The organism is Tabrizicola sp. TH137 (genome assembly GCF_002855575.1).
GTDB lineage: Bacteria > Pseudomonadota > Alphaproteobacteria > Rhodobacterales > Rhodobacteraceae > Paragemmobacter.
In genome coordinates this window covers 1,057,758-1,079,431 of record NZ_PKRQ01000001.1, presented here as the reverse complement: position 1 = coordinate 1,079,431, position 21,674 = coordinate 1,057,758, and the positions used below count along the sequence as shown (strand labels likewise).

The 21,674-nt window shown below is 66.3% G+C and carries 23 protein-coding genes and 1 riboswitch; of the genes, 9 read left to right on the top strand and 14 right to left on the bottom strand.

All coding sequences use genetic code 11. From position 1 onward, the window contains the following. The 4 genes from C0V75_RS05350 to C0V75_RS05335 all read left to right on the top strand — a co-directional run bounded on the left by C0V75_RS05350 (position 1) and on the right by C0V75_RS05335 (position 3,650). A complete protein-coding gene (locus tag C0V75_RS05350) occupies positions 1–636 on the top strand; it encodes a LysE family translocator (RefSeq protein WP_101919815.1) in 636 nt (211 codons plus the stop codon). Positions 637–876: 240 nt separating this feature from the next. Next, positions 877–1,437: a ubiquinol-cytochrome c reductase iron-sulfur subunit gene (gene petA / locus C0V75_RS05345; protein ID WP_101919814.1), complete on the top strand. Its 561-nt coding sequence runs from the start codon at positions 877–879 to the stop codon at positions 1,435–1,437. 12 nt (positions 1,438–1,449) lie between these two features. Then, on the top strand, positions 1,450–2,787 hold the full coding sequence (gene petB, locus C0V75_RS05340; RefSeq protein ID WP_101919813.1) for a cytochrome b: 1,338 nt from the start codon (positions 1,450–1,452) through the stop codon (positions 2,785–2,787). 17 nt (positions 2,788–2,804) lie between these two features. Further along, on the top strand, positions 2,805–3,650 hold the full coding sequence (locus C0V75_RS05335; protein ID WP_101919812.1) for a cytochrome c1: 846 nt from the start codon (positions 2,805–2,807) through the stop codon (positions 3,648–3,650). A gap of 177 nt (positions 3,651–3,827) precedes the next feature. Here the strand turns inward: C0V75_RS05335 and C0V75_RS05330 are convergent, their stop codons facing one another. The 3 genes from C0V75_RS05330 to thiB are packed head-to-tail and all read right to left on the bottom strand — an operon-like array spanning position 3,828 to position 7,043. Further along, a complete protein-coding gene (locus C0V75_RS05330) occupies positions 3,828–4,532 on the bottom strand; it encodes an ATP-binding cassette domain-containing protein (RefSeq protein ID WP_101919811.1) in 705 nt (234 codons plus the stop codon). Further along, positions 4,525–6,078, bottom strand: a complete 1,554-nt coding sequence (locus C0V75_RS05325) for a thiamine/thiamine pyrophosphate ABC transporter permease ThiP (RefSeq protein ID WP_101919810.1) — start codon at positions 6,076–6,078, stop codon at positions 4,525–4,527. Before C0V75_RS05325 ends, C0V75_RS05330 begins: the two co-directional genes overlap by 8 nt. Next, the gene (gene thiB / locus C0V75_RS05320; protein WP_101919809.1) at positions 6,054–7,043 is read right to left on the bottom strand and encodes a thiamine ABC transporter substrate binding subunit; all 990 of its coding nucleotides are present in this window, start codon (positions 7,041–7,043) and stop codon (positions 6,054–6,056) included. The genes C0V75_RS05325 and thiB overlap by 25 nt, the downstream gene beginning before the upstream one ends. Positions 7,044–7,078: 35 nt before the next feature. Continuing rightward, a riboswitch (TPP riboswitch) is annotated at positions 7,079–7,190 on the bottom strand. 530 nt (positions 7,191–7,720) lie between these two features. On the opposite strand from thiB, the gene aroC reads away from it, so the two are divergent. Continuing rightward, complete coding sequence (gene aroC, locus C0V75_RS05310; RefSeq protein ID WP_101919808.1) at positions 7,721–8,821, top strand: chorismate synthase; 1,101 nt, start codon at positions 7,721–7,723, stop codon at positions 8,819–8,821. Here aroC and C0V75_RS05305 read toward each other — a convergent pair. From C0V75_RS05305 to C0V75_RS05295, 3 genes are all read right to left on the bottom strand, one after another. Then, on the bottom strand, positions 8,818–9,693 hold the full coding sequence (locus tag C0V75_RS05305) for a DMT family transporter (protein WP_101919807.1): 876 nt from the start codon (positions 9,691–9,693) through the stop codon (positions 8,818–8,820). The two genes, aroC and C0V75_RS05305, sit on opposite strands and share 4 nt — an antisense overlap. Before the next feature lie 65 nt (positions 9,694–9,758). Beyond that, positions 9,759–10,046 (bottom strand): HU family DNA-binding protein, encoded by a 288-nt coding sequence (locus tag C0V75_RS05300; RefSeq protein ID WP_101919806.1) that lies wholly within the window; start codon positions 10,044–10,046, stop codon positions 9,759–9,761. A 153-nt stretch (positions 10,047–10,199) separates the two neighbouring features. Continuing rightward, a complete protein-coding gene (locus tag C0V75_RS05295; RefSeq protein ID WP_101919805.1) occupies positions 10,200–11,678 on the bottom strand; it encodes an AMP nucleosidase in 1,479 nt (492 codons plus the stop codon). 163 nt (positions 11,679–11,841) lie between these two features. Here C0V75_RS05295 and C0V75_RS05290 point away from each other — a divergent pair, with 163 nt between their 5' ends. The 3 genes from C0V75_RS05290 (at position 11,842) to C0V75_RS05280 (ending at position 14,717) form a co-directional block, all read left to right on the top strand. Continuing rightward, complete coding sequence (locus tag C0V75_RS05290) at positions 11,842–12,705, top strand: SDR family oxidoreductase (protein WP_101919804.1); 864 nt, start codon at positions 11,842–11,844, stop codon at positions 12,703–12,705. 180 nt (positions 12,706–12,885) lie between these two features. Then, positions 12,886–13,878, top strand: a complete 993-nt coding sequence (locus C0V75_RS05285; RefSeq protein ID WP_101919803.1) for a TerC family protein — start codon at positions 12,886–12,888, stop codon at positions 13,876–13,878. Positions 13,879–13,946: 68 nt separating this feature from the next. Beyond that, a complete protein-coding gene (locus C0V75_RS05280) occupies positions 13,947–14,717 on the top strand; it encodes an ion transporter (protein WP_101919802.1) in 771 nt (256 codons plus the stop codon). Position 14,718: 1 nt separating this feature from the next. Here the strand turns inward: C0V75_RS05280 and C0V75_RS23250 are convergent, their stop codons facing one another. The 8 genes from C0V75_RS23250 to C0V75_RS05240 form a co-directional block, all read right to left on the bottom strand. Next, on the bottom strand, positions 14,719–15,072 hold the full coding sequence (locus tag C0V75_RS23250; protein ID WP_216821398.1) for a helix-turn-helix transcriptional regulator: 354 nt from the start codon (positions 15,070–15,072) through the stop codon (positions 14,719–14,721). Then, positions 15,069–15,308 carry a type II toxin-antitoxin system RelE/ParE family toxin gene (locus C0V75_RS05270; protein ID WP_101919801.1) on the bottom strand — a complete coding sequence of 80 codons (240 nt, stop codon included), beginning with the start codon at positions 15,306–15,308 and terminating at the stop codon, positions 15,069–15,071. The genes C0V75_RS23250 and C0V75_RS05270 overlap by 4 nt, the downstream gene beginning before the upstream one ends. 68 nt (positions 15,309–15,376) lie before the next feature. Beyond that, positions 15,377–17,290 carry a 1-deoxy-D-xylulose-5-phosphate synthase gene (dxs, locus tag C0V75_RS05265; RefSeq protein WP_101919800.1) on the bottom strand — a complete coding sequence of 638 codons (1,914 nt, stop codon included), beginning with the start codon at positions 17,288–17,290 and terminating at the stop codon, positions 15,377–15,379. 43 nt (positions 17,291–17,333) lie between these two features. Beyond that, complete coding sequence (locus C0V75_RS05260) at positions 17,334–18,203, bottom strand: polyprenyl synthetase family protein (protein WP_101919799.1); 870 nt, start codon at positions 18,201–18,203, stop codon at positions 17,334–17,336. Further along, positions 18,200–18,439, bottom strand: a complete 240-nt coding sequence (locus tag C0V75_RS05255) for an exodeoxyribonuclease VII small subunit (protein WP_101919798.1) — start codon at positions 18,437–18,439, stop codon at positions 18,200–18,202. Before C0V75_RS05255 ends, C0V75_RS05260 begins: the two co-directional genes overlap by 4 nt. Then, complete coding sequence (locus tag C0V75_RS05250) at positions 18,436–19,362, bottom strand: histone deacetylase family protein (protein WP_371410661.1); 927 nt, start codon at positions 19,360–19,362, stop codon at positions 18,436–18,438. Before C0V75_RS05250 ends, C0V75_RS05255 begins: the two co-directional genes overlap by 4 nt. Positions 19,363–19,436: 74 nt before the next feature. Continuing rightward, the gene (locus tag C0V75_RS05245) at positions 19,437–20,141 is read right to left on the bottom strand and encodes a response regulator (RefSeq protein WP_101919796.1); all 705 of its coding nucleotides are present in this window, start codon (positions 20,139–20,141) and stop codon (positions 19,437–19,439) included. After that, positions 20,138–20,638, bottom strand: coding sequence for a MarR family winged helix-turn-helix transcriptional regulator (locus C0V75_RS05240; RefSeq protein WP_101919795.1), 501 nt, complete (start codon positions 20,636–20,638; stop codon positions 20,138–20,140). The genes C0V75_RS05245 and C0V75_RS05240 overlap by 4 nt, the downstream gene beginning before the upstream one ends. Before the next feature lie 150 nt (positions 20,639–20,788). On the opposite strand from C0V75_RS05240, the gene C0V75_RS05235 reads away from it, so the two are divergent. Next, positions 20,789–21,655: a branched-chain amino acid aminotransferase gene (locus C0V75_RS05235; protein WP_101919794.1), complete on the top strand. Its 867-nt coding sequence runs from the start codon at positions 20,789–20,791 to the stop codon at positions 21,653–21,655. The last annotated feature ends 19 nt before the right edge of the window (positions 21,656–21,674 follow it).

Sequence of the window (21,674 nt, the reverse complement as noted above, 5' to 3'; positions counted from 1 at the left end):
ATGACCCTGCCCTTCGGCGCTTTTCTGACCGTCTGGCTGTTTCTGGCGGCCAATATCGCCTCGCCCGGACCGAATGTGTTGAACACGATCGCCCTGGCGATGGGATCGGGACGGCGGGCGGGGTTCGGGTCGGCCTGCGGGGTGGGGCTTGGCATCGGGCTGTGGTGCCTGTCGATGCTGCTGGGTCTGGCGGCGGTGATCGCGCTTTTGCCCTGGATGGCGGAGGTGCTGCGCTGGGCGGCGGTCGGGCTGCTGCTGTTGTTCGCGCTGCGCTATCTGCGGGCGGCCCTGGCGGGATACCGGGCGCGGGGGATGGCGGTGCCGGAAGGGGAACGGGGTCTTGGTTTCGGGGCGGGGTTCCGGCGGGCGCTGGCGGTGATCGCGGTGAATCCCAAGGCCCTGACAAGCTGGCTGGCGGTGATGGGGATGTTTCCGGTGGCGGAGGCGCGGGCGGGGGATATGGCGATCCTCTGTCTTGGGGCCTGCCTTCTGTCCTTTGCGATTCACGGCATCTACATGATTCTGTTTTCCACTGGCCCGGCGCTGCGCTTCTATCTGCGGGCGGGATGGCTGTTGCAGGCGGCGGCAGGGATTCTGTTCACGGGTTTTGCGCTACGACTTGTCGCAGGGGGTTGAGGCGAAAGCCGTCCGTTCCATTGTCTGCGGCATGACCTGTGTCCGGGAGAGGCGCATTCTGCGCCCGAGCGGCCACAGCAGGCATGATTCCGCAGGCTTTGGCCCGGTCTGCGCCTGTTTGTCCGCTGGACGATCCGGCGCGCCTTGGCTAAAAGCCGCCCGGCAAGGCCGCAGGTGACTGCGGCCCCATCGTATATGGGTCGCGGGAGCCCCCCGCGCCTGTGAAAGGGAGAAGATCTCGTGTCCCACGCTGACGAAAACGCAGGTACCCGGCGGGATTTCCTGTACTACGCGACGGCAGGGGCCGGTGCGGTTGCCACGGGCGCCGCGGTCTGGCCGCTGATCAACCAGATGAACCCTTCGGCCGATGTCCAGGCGCTGTCGTCGATCTTCGTCGACGTGTCGGGCGTCGAGGTCGGGACGCAGCTTACGGTGAAATGGCTGGGCAAGCCGGTCTTCATCCGCCGCCGCACGCCGGAAGAGATCGAGGCGGCCCGCGCCGTGGCGCTGACCGATCTGGTCGATCCGCTGGCCGACAACGCGAACAAGCCGGATGCCGATGCGTCTGACCAGAACCGCACGCTGGACGAGGCGGGCGAATGGCTGGTGATGATGGGCGTCTGCACCCATCTGGGCTGCGTGCCGCTGGGTGACGGCGCCGGGGAATTCGGCGGCTGGTTCTGCCCCTGCCACGGGTCGCATTACGATACGTCGGGCCGCATCCGCAAAGGGCCTGCGCCGCGCAACCTGCCGGTGCCGGTGGCGGCCTTCGAAGACGAAACCACGATCAAGCTCGGGTAAGGAGCAGAACAGATGGCCGGAATTCCGCACGACCATTACGAGCCCAAGAGCACGGGCGAAAAGTGGCTTCACAAGCGTCTGCCCATCGTCGGGCTGATGTATGACACGATCATGATCCCCACCCCCAAGAACCTGAACTGGATGTGGATCTGGGGGATCGTGCTGACCTTCTGCCTGGCGTTGCAGATCATCACGGGGATCGTCCTGGTGATGCATTACACGCCGCATGTGGACCATGCCTTTGCATCGGTCGAACACATCATGCGCAACGTGAATGGCGGCTACATGATCCGCTATCTGCACCAGAACGGCGCATCGCTGTTCTTCATCGCGGTCTATCTGCATATCTTCCGCGGTCTCTACTACGGGTCCTACAAGGCCCCGCGCGAGATCACCTGGATCATCGGGATGCTGATCTACCTGCTGATGATGGCGACGGCCTTCATGGGCTATGTGCTGCCCTGGGGTCAGATGTCCTTCTGGGGCGCGACGGTGATCACCGGTCTGTTCGGGGCGATCCCGGGCGTGGGCGGTGCGATCCAGACCTGGCTTCTGGGTGGGCCTGCGGTGGACAATGCCACGCTGAACCGTTTCTTCAGCCTGCATTACCTGCTGCCCTTCGTGATTGCCGGTCTGGTGGCCGTGCATATCTGGGCCTTCCACACCACGGGGAACAACAACCCGACGGGCGTGGAAGTGCGGCGCGGGTCGAAGGAAGAGGCGGCGAAGGACACGGTGCCCTTCTGGCCCTATTACGTGATCAAGGACCTGTTCGCGCTGGCGATCATCCTGGCGGTGTTCTTTGCCATCGTGGGCTTCATGCCGAACTATCTGGGCCACCCCGATAACTATATCGAGGCGAACCCGCTTGCGACGCCTGCGCATATTGTGCCGGAATGGTACTTCCTGCCCTTCTACGCGATCCTGCGCGCCTTCACCGCCGATGTCTGGGTGGTGATCGCGGCGGAATGGATCACCTTCGGGATCGTGGACGCCAAGTTCTTCGGCGTGCTGGCGATGTTCGGGGCGATCGCGGTGATGGCGCTGGCGCCGTGGCTGGACACGTCTTCCGTCCGGTCGGGCCGCTATCGGCCGATGTTCAAATGGTGGTTCGCGCTGCTGGTGATCGACTTCATCGTCCTGATGTGGGTCGGCGCGATGCCGGCGGAAGAGCCCTATGCGACCATCTCGCTGATCGCTTCGGCCTATTGGTTCGCCTACTTCCTGGTGATCCTGCCGCTGCTGGGCGTGATCGAGAAGCCGCTGCCGCAGCCGGCCACGATCGAGGATGACTTCAATGCCCACTACGGCAAGTCCGGCGGCAATGCCGTCGCGCAGCCGGCCGAGTGAGAAGGGAACTGAGCAAGATGATCAGGAAAATCGCACTTGGCACCGTTGCCGCCCTCGCGCTGACCTCCGGGGCTGCGCTGGCGGCGGGCGGGCACAAGGAAATCACCGATGTGGACTTCGCGCATGAAGGCCCGTTCGGCAAGTTCGACCAGTTCCAACTGCAACGCGGGTTGCAGGTCTATATGGAAGTCTGCTCGGCCTGCCACGGCCTGAAATATGTGCCGATCCGCACGCTGGCCGATGAAGGTGGCCCGCAGCTTCCCGAGGACCAGGTCCGCGCCTTTGCGGAACAGTTCACCATCACCGATGCCGAGACGGGCGAAGACCGTCCCGGCAAGCCGACCGACCATTTCCCGGCCTCGGGGATGGAAGGGGCACCCGACCTGTCGCTGATGACCAAGGCGCGGGCGGGCTTCTCCGGCCCTTACGGGACGGGGATGAGCCAGCTTTTCAACGGCATGGGCGGGGCGGAATACATGTATTCCGTGCTGACCCATTACGAGGAAAACCCGGAATGTGCCCCCGATGGCATCGACGGGTTCTACTACAACACCTCTTTCGACAAGGGCGCGATCCCGGATACCTGCAAGGATGAGAATGGGATTTCCACCATTCCCGGCAGCTGGATCGCGATGCCGCCTCCTCTGATGGATGATCTGATCACCTATCAGGACGGCACTGCGGCCACGACGAGCCAGATGGCGGAGGATGTGTCCTCCTTCCTGATGTGGGCGGCGGAACCGAAGCTGATGGACCGGCGCGAGTCGGGCTTCAAGGCGGTGATCTTCCTCGTGATCCTTGCCTCGCTTCTGTATCTGACGAACAAGCGGATCTGGGCGGGCGTGAAGGGCAAGACGGCCTGAGCAGAGCCTTGATGAACTTTGGAAAACCCCGCCTGAAAGGGCGGGGTTTTTTCTTTGGCCGGGAGGCGGAATTTGACGCAAGTTCCGCGGCGATGTCTGGCGCAGACATCGCAGGGTGGCCGTGGCGCATCGGTCGGGGGGCCGGAATTTGCGTCAAATTCCGCTGCGGTTCCTGCGTCAGGAACCGCCTTGGCCGAGATAGTCGGCCAGGGCCTTGGGGGGATGGGCGAAAAGGCTGGCGGTGTCGTGCGGGGGATGGGCCGTGCCATCGGCGACAAGGATGGTGCTGCCGGCGAAGCGTTTCGCATCCTGCGGGTCATGGGTGACCATCAGGACGGTGGCACCGGTTTCCTCGGCCACTTCGGCCACGAGGGCGAGCATGTCCTGTTTCAGCGCAGGCCCCAGCGCGGCGAAAGGTTCGTCGAGCAGGAGGAGGGGGCGGGCGCGCAGAAGCGCGCGGGCAAGGGCCGCCCTGCCCTGCTGGCCGCCCGAAAGCTCTGCCGGTTTGCGGGGACCGAGGCCGTGAAGGCCGGTGCGGTGGAGTGCCTGTTCGACACGGGCGCGGATGTCGGGCGTGAGGCGGCCATCCGGAGCAAGGCCGAGGGCGAGGTTCCGTTCCAGCGTCAGATGAGGGAAGAGGTTCTGATCCTGGAACAGGATCGTGACCGGGCGCTGACCGGGCTCTGTTGCGGTGATGTCCTGCCCTTGCCAGAGGATGCGGCCGGATTGCGGCGCAGTGAAGCCGGCGATGGCGTTGAGGAGGGTGGATTTGCCCGCGCCGGAGGGGCCGATGATGGCCGTTCGCGCGCCTTGTGGGAGCGTCAGGTTTGCGGTGAGGCGGAAGCCCGGGGCCGCGAGGGTGAGGTGGTCAAGCTTAAGCATGGCGGCGACCGATCCCGTCGAAAAGGGCGAAGAGGGCGAAGGAGAGTGTCAGCAGGAGGAGCGAGGCAGCGGCGGCCTGTTCCATCCGGTAGCTGCCCATCAGGCTGTGGATATAGAGCGGGAGGGTGGCGTTGGTCTGACCTGCAAAGAGCGTGATGACGCCGAGATCGCCCATGGACAGCGCCGCCGTGATGCCCGCGCCGAAGCCCAGGGGACGGGCGAGTTGCGGCAGGGTGATGAGGCGGAGTTGCGTCATGGGCGTGAGGGCGAGGGCGGTGGTGAGCCTGCCGTAATCGGCCTGGAGTGTGCGGGCGGCGGGGGCGAGGAGGCGATAGCTGTAGGGCAGCGCAAGCGTGGCGTTGGTTGCGATGGTGACGGGGATGGCGAGGTCGGACGTGTTGGCGACGGGGCGAAGCGTGAGGAAGAGCCCGGTGCCGATGACGAGGGAAGAGGCCGCGAGGGGGAAGGTGGCGGCGGCGTCATAGAGCCTGTGGCCCGGGGCGCGGCGGGCGGTGGCCAGCGCGAGGGCAAGGGCGGCGGTGGTGGCCAGCGCGGTGGAGGCCAGCGCGATGGCGAGGGAGCGGGCGGTCGCCTCGATCAGGCCCTGGGGGAGGTTGGTCAGGCCGGGCAGGCCACGGGCGACAAGGGCGGCGAGGGGGAGGATCAGGAAGGCCGCCGCCAGCGTGATGGCGGCGCCGTCGAATGCCCGGCGCCAGCCTTTGGGGGCGGGGAGTTCCGGGGGGCGGCCGAGGCCCGCGCCGAAGCCCGTGTCGCGGAGGATGGCCCAGCCGGCGAGGAGGGCGGCGGTCGTCAGGGCGAATTGCATCAGGGCGAGGGTGGCAGCGCGGTCGGGGGCGAAGTCAAAGCGGAGGGCCTGATAGATGGCGAGTTCGACAGTGGTGGCCGCCGGGCCGCCGCCGAGGGTGAGGGCGGTGGCAAAGCTGGCGAGGCAGAGGGTGAAGATGGTGAGGGCCGCGCCGGGCAGGGTGGCGCGGAGCATGGGCAGTTCAAGGTGCCGGAACTGCGCGCCGGGGGTGAGGGCGAGGGCGCGGGCAAGGCGGAAACGCTCGGCCGGGATGGCTTGCCAGCCTTGCAGGATCATGCGGGTGGCAAGGGGGAGGTTGAGGAAGACATGGGCGAGAAGGACGCCATGCAGGCCATAGGGGGAGAGGGGTGGCAGGCCCGTGGCGGCGAGGAGTTGGTTGAGCGTGCCGCCCCGGCCGAAGATGGCGAGAAGGCCGAGGATGGCCACGATGACGGGCAGGAGGAAGGGCGCCCCCATCAGGGTGATGAGAAGGCCGCGACCGGGAAAGCGGCGGCGGGCCAGCGCGCGGGCGACGGGGATGGCGAGGGCGGTGGAGATCAGCGCCGAGAGCGCGGCTTGCAGCAGGGTGAAGCGGAGGGCGGACCAGTCGGCGGGGCCGAGGGGGGCCGTACCGGCATGGATCGCCACGGCGCCGACGGTGCCGAGCGTCATTGCCGCAAGGAGGGCGGCGGCGAGCGCCGCCCCCAAGGGCAAGGTCAGCGGGCGAGCGCGGCTTGCCATTCGGCGAGGGCCGCATCGCGGGCGGATTGCGCCTCTTCCGGCGTCAGGAGGAGGGATGTCTCGGGCTGGATCAGCGTTTCGAAGCCCGCGGGCAGGCCTGCTTCGGGGGTGACGGCGGGATACATCCAGTTCGTGGTGGGGATCACGGATTGGAAGGCATCGGTCCCGAGGAAGGCGAGGAAGGCATCGGCCAGTTCGGGCTGATCCGACGCGGCGAGTTTTCCGGCCACTTCGACCTGAAGGTAATGGCCTTCGGTGAAGGAGGCGGCGGCCTTGGAGGCGTCTTCCTCGGCGATCAGGTGATAGGCGGGGGAGGTGGTGTAGGAGAGGACCATGTCCGCCTCGCCTTCCAGAAACAGGCCGTAAGCCTCGGACCAGCCGGGGGTGACGGTGACGATGTTGTCGGCCAGGGCGGCCCAGATTTCCGGCGCGCGGTCGCCATAGGCGGCCTTGACCCACATCAGGAGCCCGAGGCCGGGGGTGGAGGAGCGCGGGTCCTGGATCAGGATCGTCACGTCGGAGGCGGCGAGGGCCTCGAAGGAGGTGGGGGGGGCGGGGAGTTTGGCCTTGTCATGGACGAAGGCGAACCAGCCCCAATCGAAGGGGACGAAATTCGGGTCGGCGAAGGGGACGGGGAGGCTGTGCTGCCAGGTCTGGCCATGGGGCGCGAAGAGGCCGGTGGCGGTGGCGGCAGCGGTGAGGTTGGTGTCGAGGCCGAGGACGATGTCGGCATCGGAGGCGGCGCCTTCCATCTGGATGCGGGCCAGAAGCGCCGCGCCATCGCCGGCGGCGAGGAATTGCAGGTCGCAGGCGCAGCTTTCCTCGAAAGCCTTTTCGACGGCGGGGCCGGGGCCCCATTCGGCGGTGAAGCTGTCATAGGTGAGGACGGTAAGCACGGGCCTGTCTTGCGCCACGGCAGCGGTGGCAGCAGTGGCAAGGCCCAGCGCAAGGATCGAAGTCTTCATGTTTCTCTCCAAATGCGACGGGTGGTCGGAGATGGAGACGATCCATGCACCTTCCCTCCGCCGGTATGATCCGGTTCAGGTTCAACGGGTCCGCTTTCGCATCTCAGCCCGTCGGACACAGTCCGGCGGGCACCCCGAGGTGGGGGTGAACATAAGGGCAGATGTGGCGGGCGCAAGGGGGGATCGTTGGCGCGGGTGGAGGCAGCGGGACCGGGGGTTTCACACCCCCGGACCCCCGTGGGATATTTTTGAACAGATGAAATTGGGGGGGCGTTAAGGTTAACGGGGATGCGTTAGGGTTAATGCGGTGAGGGGTGAGGGGTGAGGGGTGAGGGGTGAGGGGTGAGGGGTGAGGGGTGAGGGGTGAGGGGTGAGGGGTGAGGGGTGAGGGGTGAGGGGTGAGGGGTGAGGGGTGAGGGGTGAGGGGTGAGGGGTGAGGGGTGAGGGGTGAGGGGTGAGGGGTGAGGGGTGAGGGGTGAGGGGTGAGGGGTGAGGGGTGAGGGGTGAGGGGGCGTCTCATCGCCGGTTGGCGCGGTCAAGCCCCTTCAGTTTCAGGACACCCTTCTGTTTCAGGATGCCCTTTTGTGGCAGCCCGATTGGGCGGCCGGTCTGCCGAACCCCTTTGCGCCCTGCCCCGCTTTGGCCTATGGACAGGGCCGGATCAGGGAGCCTTTGCGATGTCCTTCAACACCTTCGGCCATATCTTCCGTGTGACCACCTGGGGCGAGAGCCATGGGCCCGCGCTGGGCTGCACGGTGGATGGGGTACCGCCGGGGGTGGCGCTGAGCGAGGCCGATCTCCAGCCCTGGATGGACAAGCGGAAGCCGGGGCAGAACAAGTTCACCACCCAGCGGAAGGAACCCGATGAGGTGCGTATCCTGTCGGGCGTCTTCGACGGGGTGACGACGGGCACGCCGATCCAGTTGATGATCGAGAATACCGATCAGCGGTCGAAGGATTACGGCGAGATCGCGCAGGCCTTCCGGCCCGGCCATGCCGATATCACCTATCACCAGAAATACGGGGTGCGGGATTATCGCGGCGGCGGGCGGTCCTCTGCGCGCGAGACGGCGGCGCGGGTGGCGGCGGGGGCCGTGGCGCGGGCGGTGCTGGCGCGGCTGGTGCCGGGGCTGCGGATCACCGGCTATATGGTGCAGATGGGCGTGAAGGGGATCGACCGGGCGCGTCTTGATCTGGCGGAGGTGGAGCGGAACCCGTTCTGGTGCCCGGATGCAGCGGCGGCGGCGGAATGGGCGGCCTATCTGGATGAGTTGCGGCTGGCGCATAATTCGGTGGGCGCGGTGATCGAGGTTGTCGCGGAGGGCGTTCCGGCGGGGCTGGGCGCGCCCTTGTATGGCAAGCTGGACAGCGATCTGGCGGCGGCGATGATGTCGATCAATGCGGTGAAGGGCGTGGAGATCGGCGATGGCATGGCCTCGGCCGCGCTGACGGGCGTGGAGAATGCCGATGAGATCCGGATGGGGGCGGCGGGGCCGGAGTTCCTGTCGAACCATGCGGGGGGGATTCTGGGCGGAATTTCCACGGGGCAGCCGGTGGTGTGCCGTTTCGCGGTGAAACCGACCTCGTCGATCCTGACGCCGCGGCGGACGGTGACTGTGAAGGGCGAGGAGATCGATCTGATCACCAAGGGGCGGCATGACCCCTGCGTGGGCATCCGTGCCGTGCCGGTGGGCGAGGCGATGATGGCCTGCGTGCTGCTGGACCATCTGCTGTTGGATCGTGGGCAGACGGGCGGTGTGCGTGGGGTGATCGGCTAGGCCCGGCGCGAGAGCTGCACGGCGAGGATGCCGGCGGCGACGATGGCCGCGCCGAGGATATCGGTCAGGCGGAGGCTTTCGCCCAGCAGAAGCGCCGCGATGGCGGTGCCGAAGGCCGGGTTGAGGAAGTGGAAGGTCGCCGCACGGGTGGGGCCGATGCGGCGGACGAGGGCGAACCAGATCAGCGTCGCGGCAAGGCCGGGGATGACGATCTGATAGGCGAAGGCCAGCGCAAGCGGCAGGCTGGGCGTCAGGCGGAAGGGCTCCGTCAGGAGGGCGATCACCGCCAGAGCCGCAGCGCCTGCCAGCATCTGGAGGCCGACAATCAGGAGGAGCGGGCCGAAACCGCCCTGCGCGCCGGAGGCCGAGCGCAGGGTGAGGGTGGCCACGGCCAGTGCCAGGGCGCCGAGGACGCAGAGCAGGGTGCCGAGCGGATCGGCGCCGCCGGAGAGGCGGGTCCCCATGATGAGGGCCGTCCCGGCGAAGCCCGCGATCAGGCCGGCGAGGCCGAGCGGTGGCAGGCGTTCGCCCCGGAAGGCCCAGGAGAGCGCGGCGACCATGAGCGGCATGGAGGCGGCGATGATGACGGCAAGCGACGCCTCGACCCATTGCATGGCGACGAAGTTGAGGCCGAGATAGGCGGCGTTCTGAAGCAGGCCGAAGACGGCGACAGAGCGCCATTGTGCCGGGGTGAGGGCGAAACGCGCGCCCAGCGCCAGGGCAACGGCGACGGCCAGCGCGCCGGAGATCAGGAAGCGGGCCGCCAGGGCCGCGAGGGGGGCGGCATCGGCCACGATGATGCGGGCAGTGGCAAAGGCGGAGGACCACATCAGGGCGAAGATCAGCCCCATCAGGAGGGCGCGCAGGTCCATCGGCATCCTTTACGGAAAAGGGCCGCCCGTTGCGGGGCGGCCCTGTGTTCGGCCAAGGCCTGCGATCAGGCGTTGACGCTGTCCTTCAGCGCCTTGGCGATCGAGAACTTCACCTGCTTGTCAGCGGGCTTGGTCACGGTTTCGCCGGTGGCGGGGTTGCGCACCTGACGCTCCGGCCGGGCGCGGCAGACGACCTTGCCCAGACCCGGCAGCGTCACGGCGCCACCGGCGGCAACCTCGCGCGCCACGACGGCGGCGATGGCATCCAGCGCGGCATTGGCCGTCTTCTTGTCCGACCCCATCGTTTCGGCGAGGGCGGCGACGAGCTGGGTCTTGGTCATCGGTTTCGACATGTCATGTTCCTTCGTTTGCGGGCCCCGTTATGGTGCGGGGCTTTCCCTGTCCATGAAGCGACTGGTTGTCGCTAAATTCTGTTTTGCCGAACAAATCAAGCCCATTCTGACCGGTCCGGCCGGTTTACGCTGCGTGGCCCGTCCGAGTGTGGCCTAGAGGAAGGCCGTTTCATCGAAGCTGCGGAGCTTGCGGCTGTGGATACGTTCTATGGGCATGGCGCGCAACCGCTCCATCGCGTTGATGCCGATCTGGAGGTGGCGGGCGACCTGGGTCTTGTAGAATTCGGAGGCCATGCCGGGGAGTTTGAGTTCGCCGTGCAGGGGTTTGTCAGAGACACAGAGGAGCGTGCCGTAGGGGACGCGGAAGCGGAAGCCGTTCGCCGCGATGGTGGCGGATTCCATGTCGAGCGCGATGGCGCGGGATTGCGAGAGGCGCTGCACGGGACCGGACTGGTCGCGCAGTTCCCAGTTGCGGTTGTCGATCGTGGCGACGGTGCCGGTGCGCATGATGCGTTTGAGTTCATAGCCTTCGAGCTGGGTGACTTCTTCCACCGCGTCTTCGAGGGCGATCTGAATTTCGGCCAAGGCGGGGATGGGGACCCAGACGGGGAGATCGTCGTCGAGCACGTGATCTTCGCGCAAGTAAGCATGGGCGAGGACAAAATCGCCCAGGGATTGCGAGTTCCGGAGGCCCGCGCAATGGCCGACCATCAGCCAGGCATGGGGGCGCAGGACGGCGATATGGTCGGTGGCCGTCTTGGCGTTGGAGGGGCCGACGCCGATGTTGACCAGGGTGATGCCGTTCCCGTCGGCGCGTTTCAGGTGGTAGCTGGGCATCTGGGGCATCTTGGCGGGGGGCGGCAGGGTGCCGTCCGGGGCCGTCAGGATGTGGTTTCCGGGGGCGACGAATTCAGTATAGCCGCTGGCCGGATCGGCCAGAACCTGACGGGCATAGGCTTCGAATTCATCGACGTAGAACTGGTAGTTGGTGAAGAGGACGTGGTTCTGGAAATGCGCTGCATCGGTGGCGGTGTAATGCGAAAGGCGCGCGAGGGAGTAATCCACGCGCTGCGCCGTGAAGGGGGCGAGGGGGCGCGAGCCATCGGCATGGACCTGACGGGTGCCGTTGACGATGTCGTCATTGGTGGTGGCGAGATCGGGCACGTCAAAGATGTCGCGCAGCGAGAATTCCAGCACGCCTTCCTGCGGGACGGAAACCTTGGGGTTTCCGGCCACGGCGAAATGCACGGGGATCGGGGTTTCGGACGGGCCGATCACGATGGGCTGGCCATGGTGGCGGATCAGGAGTTCAAGCTGCTGGGTCAGGTAGTTGCGGAAGAGGTCGGGGCGGGTGACGGTGGTGGAATAGGTGCCGGGTTCCGCGACATGGCCGAAGGAAAGGCGCGAGTCGGTCTTCACATGGCTGGTCGTAGTGAGGCGGATCTCGGGGTAGAAGGCGCGGATGCGGGCATGGGGTTTGCACCCGGTCACGGCGGCGGTGAAATGCTGCGACAGGAAGGCGGTGGCGGCGAAGTAAAGCTCTTCCAGACGGGCGACGGCGGCGGCGGGGTCGGTGAAGGCCTCGGCTGCCTGAACATCGGGGGTCAGAAGGGGAAGGGCGTCGTCGTTCATTCGGTCTGTATCTTTCATCGTCATCAATTTGATCCGGCATCTAATCCGAAAGGGGGGGGCAAGGGCAAGTGAAGGCTTTGCGACGCGGGGCGGGGCGATTGCGGGGCGGGGCGATTGCGGGGCGGCCTTGCGGCGGGGGCGCGGGCGGGGGATAGTCGCGCCCATGAACACGCTTCTTTCCATCGGACATGGCTATTCGGCCGAAGCCCTTGCACAGCGGTTGCTGCCGCAGGGCTGGCGGGTGATCGGTACCACGCGGCGGCCTGAGAAGGCGCGGCGTCTGGAGGCGGCGGGGGTGGAGCCCGTGCTGCTGCCCGGATCGTTGCGCGAGGCGCTGGCGGCGGCGACGCATGTTCTGGTGTCGGTCGCGCCCGAGGAGGCGGGCGATCCGATCCTGCGCGACCATGCGGAGGAGTTGCGCGCGGCGCGGCCCCGTTGGGTGGGGTATCTTTCGACGACCGCCGTTTATGGCGATCATGCGGGCGGCTGGGTGGATGAGGAGACGGCGCTGACCCCCACCACGGCGCGGGGCCATGCGCGGGTGGCGGCGGAGCGGGGCTGGGCGGCGCTGGGGCTGCCCTTGCAGATCTTCCGGCTGGCGGGGATCTATGGGCCGGGGCGCGGGCCGTTCGAGAAGGTGCGCGACGGCACGGCGCGGCGGATCATCAAGCCGGGGCAGGTGTTCAGCCGCATCCATGTGGAGGATATCGCGCAGGTTCTGGAGGCATCCATTGCACGGCCAAGGGCGGGGGGCATCTACAATGTCTGTGACGATGATCCGGCCCCGCCGGAGGATGTGATCGGGCATGCGGCAGAACTGCTGGGCCTGCCCTTGCCGGAGGCCATTCCCTACGATCAGGCCGAGATGACGCCGATGGCGCGCAGTTTCTATGCCGAGAGCAAGCGGGTGCGGAATGACCGGATCAAGGCGGAGTTGGGCGTGACGCTGATCTATCCCACCTATCGCGAAGGGCTGGCCGGACTGCTGGCCGCCGAGGGTGATCACGCGCGGATCACGGGCGCGTGAAAATTCTGCAGTGCAGAGACTTGAATTCGTGACTCTGCTTCCCACCTTTTGCGGGCGGGCCGGGCCCCTCTGACGCGAAAGCGCCATGTCGGACCGCATCGAGTGCGTCTCGATGTCATGCCCGGACCTGATCGGCTGACCTTGCGGCGCTTGGACGTGTTCAAGAGAGGTCAACGGGGAATGGAATTTCTCTTCCTGCTGTTTCTGGGCAAGCCCATGTGGATGTGGCTGCTCTTCATCACTTTGGTCATCGCGCTATTGGCGTTTGACCTTGGTGTCCTGCACAAGGACGGAAATCACGAGATCGGTGTTGCGGAGAGCCTGAAGCTTTCGGCGATGTATATTGCGCTGGGGCTGAGCTTTGCCGGGTTCGTCTACTGGCAGATGGGGTGGGAGCCTACGGCCCATTACCTGACGGCCTTTGTCGTCGAAAAGACGCTGGCGATGGACAACGTGTTTGTCATCGCGCTGATCTTCACCTTCTTTGCGGTGCCGCGCGCCTATCAGCACCGGGTTCTGTTCTGGGGTATCCTGGGCGTGATCGTGCTGCGTGGCATCATGATCGGGCTGGGGGCGACGATCGTCGCGTCCTATTCCTGGGTTCTGTATATCTTCGCGGTCTTCCTGATCTTTACCGGTATCAAGATGATGTTCGTGGGCGAAGGCGAGCATGACATCGCCAACAACCCCGTTCTGAAGTTCATCAAGCGCCGCTTCCGGGTGACGGAAGAGCTGCATGGCAACAGCTTTTTCGTGCAGAAGCCGGATGCGGGCGGGAAGATGGTGCGCTATGCGACGCCCTTGTTCATCGCGCTGATCCTGATCGAGATCGCGGACCTTGTCTTTGCCGTCGACTCGGTGCCTGCGGTGTTCACGATCACGACGGACCCCTACATCGTCTATACGTCGAACATCTTTGCCATCCTTGGCCTGCGGGCGCTGTATTTCGCGCTGGCGGCGATCCTGCACCGCTTTGCCTACCTCAAGTACGCGCTGTCGCTGCTGCTGGTGTTTATCGGATCGAAGATCTTCATCGCGGATATCATGGGTTGGGAGAAGTTCCCGCCGAGCTGGTCGCTGGGCATCACCTTCGCGATCCTGGCGGCAGGGGTGATCTTCTCGCTGTGGAAGACGAAGGATGACAAGGCCGAGGTCGTGAAACCGGCCGAGTGATGGCCTAAACTGCAAGGGTGCCCGGACTGAAAGGTCCGGGCACCTTGATTCGGAGTGGAGTGCAAAAGATGACCCTGCGCGAAAGGGCGGAAACCTTTCTTGAGCGGCCTTTGGTGACCCGGTTCATCATGGGCGTGATCCTGTTCAATGCGGTGCTGCTTGGGCTTGAGACATCAAAGCCCGTGATGGCGGCGGCGGGGGATGTGATCCTGACGCTGGACCGCATCTGTCTGGCGATCTTTGTCGCGGAACTGGTGTTGAAGCTGTTCGCGCTGGGGGGGCGGTTCTTCCGGTCGGGGTGGAACCTGTTCGATCTGGCCGTGGTGGGCGTGGCGCTGATGCCGGCGACGGGCGGGCTGTCGGTGCTGCGGGCGCTGCGCGTGCTGCGGGTGCTGCGGGTGATTTCCATGGCGCCCAGCCTGCGGCGGGTGGTGGAAGGGTTCCTGCGCGCGTTGCCGGGGATGGGGTCGGTGCTGCTGTTGACGCTGATCCTGTTCTACGTGTCGGCCGTGATGGCAACGAAGCTGTTCGGGGCGAGTTTCCCCGACAGGTTCGGCGATCTGGGGGCGACGGCGCTGACGCTGTTTCAGGTGATGACGCTGGAAGGCTGGGCCGATGCGGTGGTGCGGCCGGTGATGGAGGTCTATCCCTATGCGTGGATCTTCTTCATCGGGTTCATCCTGGTGACGACCTTTGCCGTCATCAACCTGCTGGTCGGTCTGGTGGTGAACGCGATGCAGGAGGCGGCAGAGGCCGACAAGCCGGATGAGGCGGCGGCGCGGCATGCGGAACTGATGGCGCGGATCGCCGCGCTGGAGGAGCGGCTGGCGGGGCGTTAGGTCAGACGATGTCGTCGATGTCGGTTCCCAGCGCGTTTGCAAGGGCGCGCAGGGTGGACAGGCGCGGGTCGATCTTGCCGCGTTCGATATCGGAGACGGTGGAAAGCCGAAGCCCGGCCCGTTCGGCCAGCGCGCCCTGCGTGAGGCCCGCCGCCTGCCGCCAGGCAGTGAGGGGGTGGAGCGTGCCGTCGATCATCGCCTGCGCCAGATCGGCAGGCATCCGGGGGGCGGCTGTATCGCGCGACCGGGCGGCCTGGGCTGCGGCGGCCAGCGCCGCATCGCCGCGCAGGGTTTCGTATTCCTGCGGGGTCAGCACGATGAGCATGTCGCCCTTGGGGGTGGTGGCGTGGTTCATCTGCAAACCTCCCTCCGGTGCGCGATGAGAAGGACGAGTACGTCCCCCCGCTGTTCAAAGATCGCGCGCCAGTCGCCGTGGCGGAGGCGGAACAGCCCCGTCTCCCCCGTCAGGGGACGGACGTCGCCCTGCCCTGTTGCCGCCCAGTGATCCAGCTTGGCCAGCAGTGCCGTTGCATCCGTGCGCGGCATCCGGCGTAGCGCCTTGGTGGCGGTTCTGGACAGGATGACCTGCATTGCGCGATCCCTTGAAGGATTGCGCGTTACCGTAAATCGGTCAAGTTAATTGCGCATTAACGCAAACCTCAGGCCCGCCGCCCCACCACCGCCACGCCGAGGGTGGAGAGGACCTTTGCCTCGATCTGCGCGGCGTCCATTCCGGCGATCTGATACATGCGGTCGGGGCTGGCCTGGTCGATGAAGATGTCGGGCAGGACTATGCTGCGGAATTTCAACCCTGTGTCGAAGATGCCCTCGTCCGCGAGCAGTTGCGCGACATGGCTGCCGAAGCCGCCGATGGCGCCTTCCTCGACGGTGATCAGCGCCTCGTGGTGGCGGGCGGCGTTCAGGATCAGGTCGCGGTCCAGCGGTTTGGCGAAGCGGGCGTCGATCACCGTGGGGGCAAGGCCGCGCTGGGCGAGCGACTCGGCGGCCTTCAGCACCTCAGACAGGCGGGTGCCGAAGGAGAGGATCGCGGCGCGCCCGCCTTCGCGGATCAGGCGGCCCTTGCCGATGGTCAGGGGCGTGCCACGGGCGGGCAGGTCGCAGCCGACGCCATCGCCGCGCGGATAGCGGAAGGCGATGGGGCCATCGTCATGGGCGGCGGCGGTGGCGACCATGTGCATGAGGTCCGCCTCATCCGCGGCGGCCATGACCACGATGCCGGGCAGGTTGGCGAGGAAGGCCACGTCGAAACTGCCCGCATGGGTGGCGCCGTCGGCCCCGACAAGCCCCGCGCGGTCGATGGCGAAGCGGACGGGAAGGCGCTGGATGGCGACATCATGGACGACCTGATCATAGCCGCGTTGCAGGAAGGTGGAGTAGATGGCGCAGAAGGGGCGCAGGCCCCCGGCGGCAAGACCGGCCGAGAAGGTGACGGCATGCTGTTCGGCGATGCCCACGTCGAAGCAGCGGCGGGGGAAGCGGTCGGCGAAGAGGTTGAGGCCCGTGCCATCGGGCATGGCGGCGGTGACGGCGACGATCTTTTCATCCCGCTCCGCCTCTGCGATCAGGGATTGGGCGAAAACCTTGGTGTAGCTGGGCGCGTTGGAGGCGGCCTTGGCCTGCACGCCGGTCAGCACGTCGAACTTGGCCGTGGCGTGGCCACGGTCGCGGGCGGCTTCGGCGGGGGCGTAGCCTTTGCCCTTTTTCGTCAGAACATGGATCAGCGTGGGCCCGGTGGCGCGGGCGCGGGCGGTGCGCAGCACGGGGAGAAGCTGGTCGAGGTCGTGGCCGTCGATGGGGCCGATGTAGTTGAAGCCCAGTTCCTCGAACAGGGTGCCGCCAACGGCCATGCCCTTGAGCATCTCTTTCGCGCGCCGCGCGCCTTCCTGGAAGGGTTCGGGCAGGAAGCTGACCGCGCTTTTGGCGGCGGCTTTGAAATCCTGGAACGGGGCCTCGGCATAGAGGCGGGAGAGGTAGGAGGAGAGCGCGCCGACGGGGGGCGCGATGGACATTTCGTTGTCGTTCAGGATGACGAAGAGGCGGGTCTTGAGATGGCCTGCGTTGTTCATCGCCTCGAAGGCCATGCCGGCGGACATGGAGCCGTCGCCGATCACCGCGATGGCATCGCCCGGATCGCCGCCAAGGTCGCGCGCGGCGGCAAAGCCCAGCGCGGCAGAGATGGAGGTGGAGCTGTGGGCCGCGCCGAACGGATCGTAGGGCGACTCGCTGCGTTTCGTGAAACCCGACAGGCCGTTTTCGGTGCGGAGCGTGCGGATGCGGTCGCGGCGGCCGGTCAGGATCTTGTGCGGATAGCACTGGTGGCCGACGTCCCAGATCAGCTTGTCGCGCGGGGTGTCGAAGACGGCATGGATGGCCACGGTCAGTTCGACGACGCCCAGACCCGCGCCCAGATGCCCGCCGGTGACGGAGACGGCGCTGATGGTTTCGGCGCGCAGTTCGTCGGCAACCTGCCGGAGGTCGCGGTCCGAGAGGGCCTTGAGGTCGGAGGGCGCGGTGATGCGGTCCAGCAGCGGGGTTTTCGGTCGGTCGGTCATGCGGCCCTCCGGGCGGGCGTCTTGGGGGGCATCTGGGGGCGCGTCAGCTTTCGCGGCTGATAACGAAGCGGGCGCAGGCGATCAAGTTCACTGCCCGGTCGCCATAGGGGGAAAGGTGGTGCTCGGCCTCGGCAATCAAAGACCGGGCGCGCGCCTTTGCCGCATCGAGGCCGAGGAGCGAGACGAAGGTCGCCTTGCCTGCATCGGCATCCTTGTGCAGGCGTTTGCCCGTCTTGGCGACATCGCCTTCGACATCGAGGACATCGTCCCAGATCTGGAAGGCAAGGCCCAGCGCGGTGGCGTAGGCGGCGAGAGGTTTCGGATCGGCCCCGGCGAGGATGGCCCCGGCTTCGGCAGACCAGCGGATGAGCGCGCCGGTCTTGCCGGCCTGCAATTCGGTGATCTGGTCGAGCGTGAGGGGCGCGGCGGCGGTTTCGGCAGCGATATCCAGTGCCTGCCCCAGCACCATGCCTTCGGCGCCGGAGGCCCTGGCCAGACCGGCGACAAGGGCGATGCGGGTGTCGCCGGAACCCAGCGCCGGATCGGCGAGAAGCTCGAAGGCGAGGGTCTGGAGCGCGTCACCGGCCAGAACCGCCGTTGCCTCGTCCCATTTCACATGGACGGTGGGTTGGCCCCGGCGCAGGTCATCATCATCCATGCAGGGCATGTCGTCATGGACGAGTGAATAGGCATGGAGCGATTCCACCGCCGCCGCCGCAGACAGGGCCTGCGCGGTGGAAAGCCCATGCATCCGCGCGCCTTCCAGAACGAGGAAACCGCGCAGGCGTTTGCCGCCCCGGAGCGCATAGCGCATGGCATGGATGACGGGCTGGTCGGCGCGATGGTTGAGCGCGGCCATCAGATGCGCCTCGATCGCGGCGGCATCCTGCGTCAGGGTTTCGGAAAAGCTCACATCCCCTCCGCTGGGGTGGTGCCGATGGCGCGGCCTTCCTGGGCGCGGATGAGTTCGACCTTTTCCTCGGCGGCCTTGAGCTTGGCCGCGCAATGCGCCTTGAGCGCGGCGCCGCGTTCGTAAAGGGCGATGGATTCCTCCAGCGCAACCTCGCCGCGTTCAAGCTGGTTCACGACCTGCTCCAGCGCGGCCATGGCCTCTTCGAAGGTCATTTCGGATACGGGTTTCGTCGTCATCTGCCACGTTCCTCCAACACGCCCACATGCGCGGCCACCGAGGCCTGAAGCGCAGGAAGATCATATCCGCCTTCGAGTGTCGAGACGATGCGGCCATGGGCATGGGCGTCGGCGACGTCGCAGAGGCGGTGGGTGAGCCAGGCGTAATCCTCGGTCTGCCAGGCGAGGGAGGCGAGGGGGTCTGCCTCATGCGCGTCGAACCCGGCGGAGATCAGGAGGAATTCCGGGGCATAGGCATCGAGCGCGGGGAGGATGTGGGCATCATAGGCCGCGCGCATGGCGGCGCTGCCGGTGCCGGGGCGAAGGGGGTGGTTGAGGATGTTGCGATGCGCCCCCGTTTCGGCCGCGCTGCCCGTGCCGGGATAGAGCGGCATCTGATGGGTGGAGGCAAAGAGGATGCGCGCCTCGTCCCAGAGCAGATCCTGCGTGCCATTGCCGTGATGGACGTCGAAATCGACGATGGCGACGCGGGTCAGGCCGTGGTGGTCGAGCAGGCGCCTGGCCGCGATGGCGACCGTGCCGAAGAGGCAGAATCCCATCGCGGTGGCGGTTTCGGCATGGTGGCCGGGGGGGCGGGCGGCGACAAAGGCATTCTGCGCCTGCCCTGCCATGACGGCATCCACTGCGGCGGTGATCCCCCCGACGGCACGAAGCGCGGCGTTGAGCGATCCGGGCGACAGGATCGTGTCACCATCCAGCGCGACCCAGCCTTCGGTGGGCAGGGCGCGCCGGACCTTGGCCAGATAAGCGGGAGGGTGACAGCGCAGCACCTCGTCCTCCGGGGCCGTCGGGGCCTCGCTCCGGATCACGGGGAGATGGGCCAGCCCGCGTTCCACGGCATGGAGGCGATCCAGGCATTCCGGATGGCCGGGGGGCGTGACATGGGTCAGGCAGTCGGGATGTCCGTAGACGATGGTCGCCAAGGCCCCTGCCTCCTTCATCTTGGGAAAAATACTCTGGGGGTCCGGGGGTGAAACCCCCGGGGCTTTCCGCCCGTTCAATCCGGCTGGAGCATGTAGCCTTCGCCGCGCACCGTTTGCAGATAGCGGGGCTGACGGGGATCATCCTCGATCTTGCGGCGCAGGCGGGTGATCTGCACATCGACGGCGCGTTCCTGCGCGCCCTCCTCGCCCCCCCTGCCAAGATCGCCCACCAGTTTTTCGCGCGGGATGGGCTGGCCGGGCTGGGCCGCGAAGAGGCGCATCAGGGCGGATTCGGTGGCGGTCAGGCGGACGGGATCGGTGCCGCGCCAGAGTTCGCCCCTGTCCATGTCATAGCGGACGGCCCCCATATGCAGCACCTTGGGGGCCTGCGGCACGGGCTGCACCTGCGGCACGCGGCGCAGGATGGCGTTGATTCGCAGCAGCAGTTCCTTGGGTTCGAAGGGTTTCACGAGGTAATCATCGGCCCCGGCCTCCAGCCCTTCGATGCGGTTCTGGGTTTCGCCGCGCGCCGTGAGCAGCAGGATCGGCACCGCGTTGCGGGCGCGGAGTTCGCGGGTCAGGGTGATGCCGTCTTCGCCCGGCATCATCACATCGAGAACGATCATGTCGAAGTCCAGCCCGCCCAGCAGGCGGCGGGCCTGGGCGGCATCGCGCGCCACGGTGACGAGATAGCCGTTGCGCATCAGGAATTTCTGCAACAGGCCGCGGATGCGTTCGTCGTCATCGACGACCAGAAGATGGGCTTGCGGTTCGGTCATTTCTCTCCCTCGCGGAGGGATTGATACTGTCTGCGCATCTCGGGGTCCATCATCGCTTCGAGCACGGTGCGGAAGCCCTGAACGGCGGCGGGACCTGCGGCGCGGTAGGCGGCGCGCATGCGGGCGCGTTGCGCATCGGAAAGCTGGCGTTCAAGGTCCTGGCCCTTGGGGGTGAGGTAGAGGTTGCGCTCGCGCTTGTCGGATTTGCCGACGCGCGCCTCGACCAGACCATCGTCGATCAGGCTGCGCAACACGCGGTTCAGGCTCTGCTTGGTGACGCCGAGGATGGCGAGGAGGTTCGAGACGGTGGTGCCGGGGGAGCGGTGGATGAAATGGATGGCGCGGTGATGGGCGCGGCCGTAATCCATGGTTTCGAGGATGCGGTCGGGATCGGCGGTAAAGCCGCGATAGGCGAAGAACATCGCCTCGATTCCCTTGCGAAGCTGTTCATCGGTGAGGAAGAGCAGCCCTTCGCCGCCGGTCGTGCCCTCTGCCATCGGTCCCTCCCTTGATTGCGAGGAATTTACGTCAGCCTTGTTGACTTTCCAAGTCACAACTGTTAGCTCAGCCTCGCTTTCGCGCAATATTATGTCCGGATCGGACTTAATCGGCGCAACAATCGGAAATTCTGCCCTTGGGAGTGGGACATGGCTGGTTACGACGATCGCGACGGGTTCATCTGGATGGATGGCAAGCTGGTGGAGTGGCGCGGCGCGAATGTCCACATCCTGACCCATGCGCTGCATTATGCCAGCGCGGTGTTCGAGGGGGAGCGCTGCTATAACGGCAAGATCTTCAAATCGACCGAGCATTCGGAGCGGCTGCGCATGTCGGGCGAGTTGCTGGACATGCCGCTGCCCTATAGCGTGGAAGAAATCAACGCGGCCAAGGAGGCCGTGCTGAAGGCCAATAACCTGACCGATGCCTATGTGCGTGCCATCGCCTGGCGCGGGGCGGGCGAGGATATGGGGGTTGCGTCGAAGCGGAACCCGATCCGGCTGGCGGTGGCCTGCTGGTCCTGGGGCAATTACTACGGCGATGCGAAGTTCAAAGGCGCAAAGCTGGACATCGCAAAATGGAAGCGGCCTTCGCCCGAGACGATCCCCCATGCGGCCAAGGCGGCGGGGCTTTACATGATCTGCACCATGTCGAAGCACGCGGCCGAAGCGAAGGGGTGCAGCGACGCGATGATGTTCGACTATCGCGGCTATGTGGCCGAGGCGACGGGGGCGAATATCTTCTTCGTCAAGGATGGCGAGGTGCATACGCCGATTCCGGATGCGATCCTGAACGGGATCACGCGGCAGACCGTGATCGGGATGCTGAAGGACATGCAGATCAAGGTGCATGAGCGCCGGATCGAGGCGTCGGAGTTGGAAGGGTTCCAGCAGTGCTTCCTGACCGGGACGGCGGCGGAAGTGACGCCGGTGGGCCAGATCGGGGATTACAATTTCGAGGTGGGTGACCTGACGAAGCGGGTGGCCACCGAGTATGAGCGGCTGGTTCGGGCCTGACGCTGCAATCCGCCCCGCC

Coding starts and splice junctions, on each gene's coding strand:
- C0V75_RS05350 (WP_101919815.1), top strand. CDS start 1: ATGACCCTGCCCTTCGGCGCTTTTCTGACCGTCTGGCTGTTTCTGGCG.
- petB (WP_101919813.1), top strand. CDS start 1,450: ATGGCCGGAATTCCGCACGACCATTACGAGCCCAAGAGCACGGGCGAA.
- C0V75_RS05335 (WP_101919812.1), top strand. CDS start 2,805: ATGATCAGGAAAATCGCACTTGGCACCGTTGCCGCCCTCGCGCTGACC.
- C0V75_RS05330 (WP_101919811.1), bottom strand. CDS start 4,532: ATGCTTAAGCTTGACCACCTCACCCTCGCGGCCCCGGGCTTCCGCCTC.
- C0V75_RS05325 (WP_101919810.1), bottom strand. CDS start 6,078: ATGGCAAGCCGCGCTCGCCCGCTGACCTTGCCCTTGGGGGCGGCGCTC.
- thiB (WP_101919809.1), bottom strand. CDS start 7,043: ATGAAGACTTCGATCCTTGCGCTGGGCCTTGCCACTGCTGCCACCGCT.
- aroC (WP_101919808.1), top strand. CDS start 7,721: ATGTCCTTCAACACCTTCGGCCATATCTTCCGTGTGACCACCTGGGGC.
- C0V75_RS05305 (WP_101919807.1), bottom strand. CDS start 9,693: ATGGACCTGCGCGCCCTCCTGATGGGGCTGATCTTCGCCCTGATGTGG.
- C0V75_RS05300 (WP_101919806.1), bottom strand. CDS start 10,046: ATGTCGAAACCGATGACCAAGACCCAGCTCGTCGCCGCCCTCGCCGAA.
- C0V75_RS05295 (WP_101919805.1), bottom strand. CDS start 11,678: ATGAACGACGACGCCCTTCCCCTTCTGACCCCCGATGTTCAGGCAGCC.
- C0V75_RS05290 (WP_101919804.1), top strand. CDS start 11,842: ATGAACACGCTTCTTTCCATCGGACATGGCTATTCGGCCGAAGCCCTT.
- C0V75_RS05285 (WP_101919803.1), top strand. CDS start 12,886: ATGGAATTTCTCTTCCTGCTGTTTCTGGGCAAGCCCATGTGGATGTGG.
- C0V75_RS05280 (WP_101919802.1), top strand. CDS start 13,947: ATGACCCTGCGCGAAAGGGCGGAAACCTTTCTTGAGCGGCCTTTGGTG.
- C0V75_RS23250 (WP_216821398.1), bottom strand. CDS start 15,072: ATGAACCACGCCACCACCCCCAAGGGCGACATGCTCATCGTGCTGACC.
- C0V75_RS05270 (WP_101919801.1), bottom strand. CDS start 15,308: ATGCAGGTCATCCTGTCCAGAACCGCCACCAAGGCGCTACGCCGGATG.
- dxs (WP_101919800.1), bottom strand. CDS start 17,290: ATGACCGACCGACCGAAAACCCCGCTGCTGGACCGCATCACCGCGCCC.
- C0V75_RS05255 (WP_101919798.1), bottom strand. CDS start 18,439: ATGACGACGAAACCCGTATCCGAAATGACCTTCGAAGAGGCCATGGCC.
- C0V75_RS05245 (WP_101919796.1), bottom strand. CDS start 20,141: ATGACCGAACCGCAAGCCCATCTTCTGGTCGTCGATGACGACGAACGC.
- C0V75_RS05240 (WP_101919795.1), bottom strand. CDS start 20,638: ATGGCAGAGGGCACGACCGGCGGCGAAGGGCTGCTCTTCCTCACCGAT.
- C0V75_RS05235 (WP_101919794.1), top strand. CDS start 20,789: ATGGCTGGTTACGACGATCGCGACGGGTTCATCTGGATGGATGGCAAG.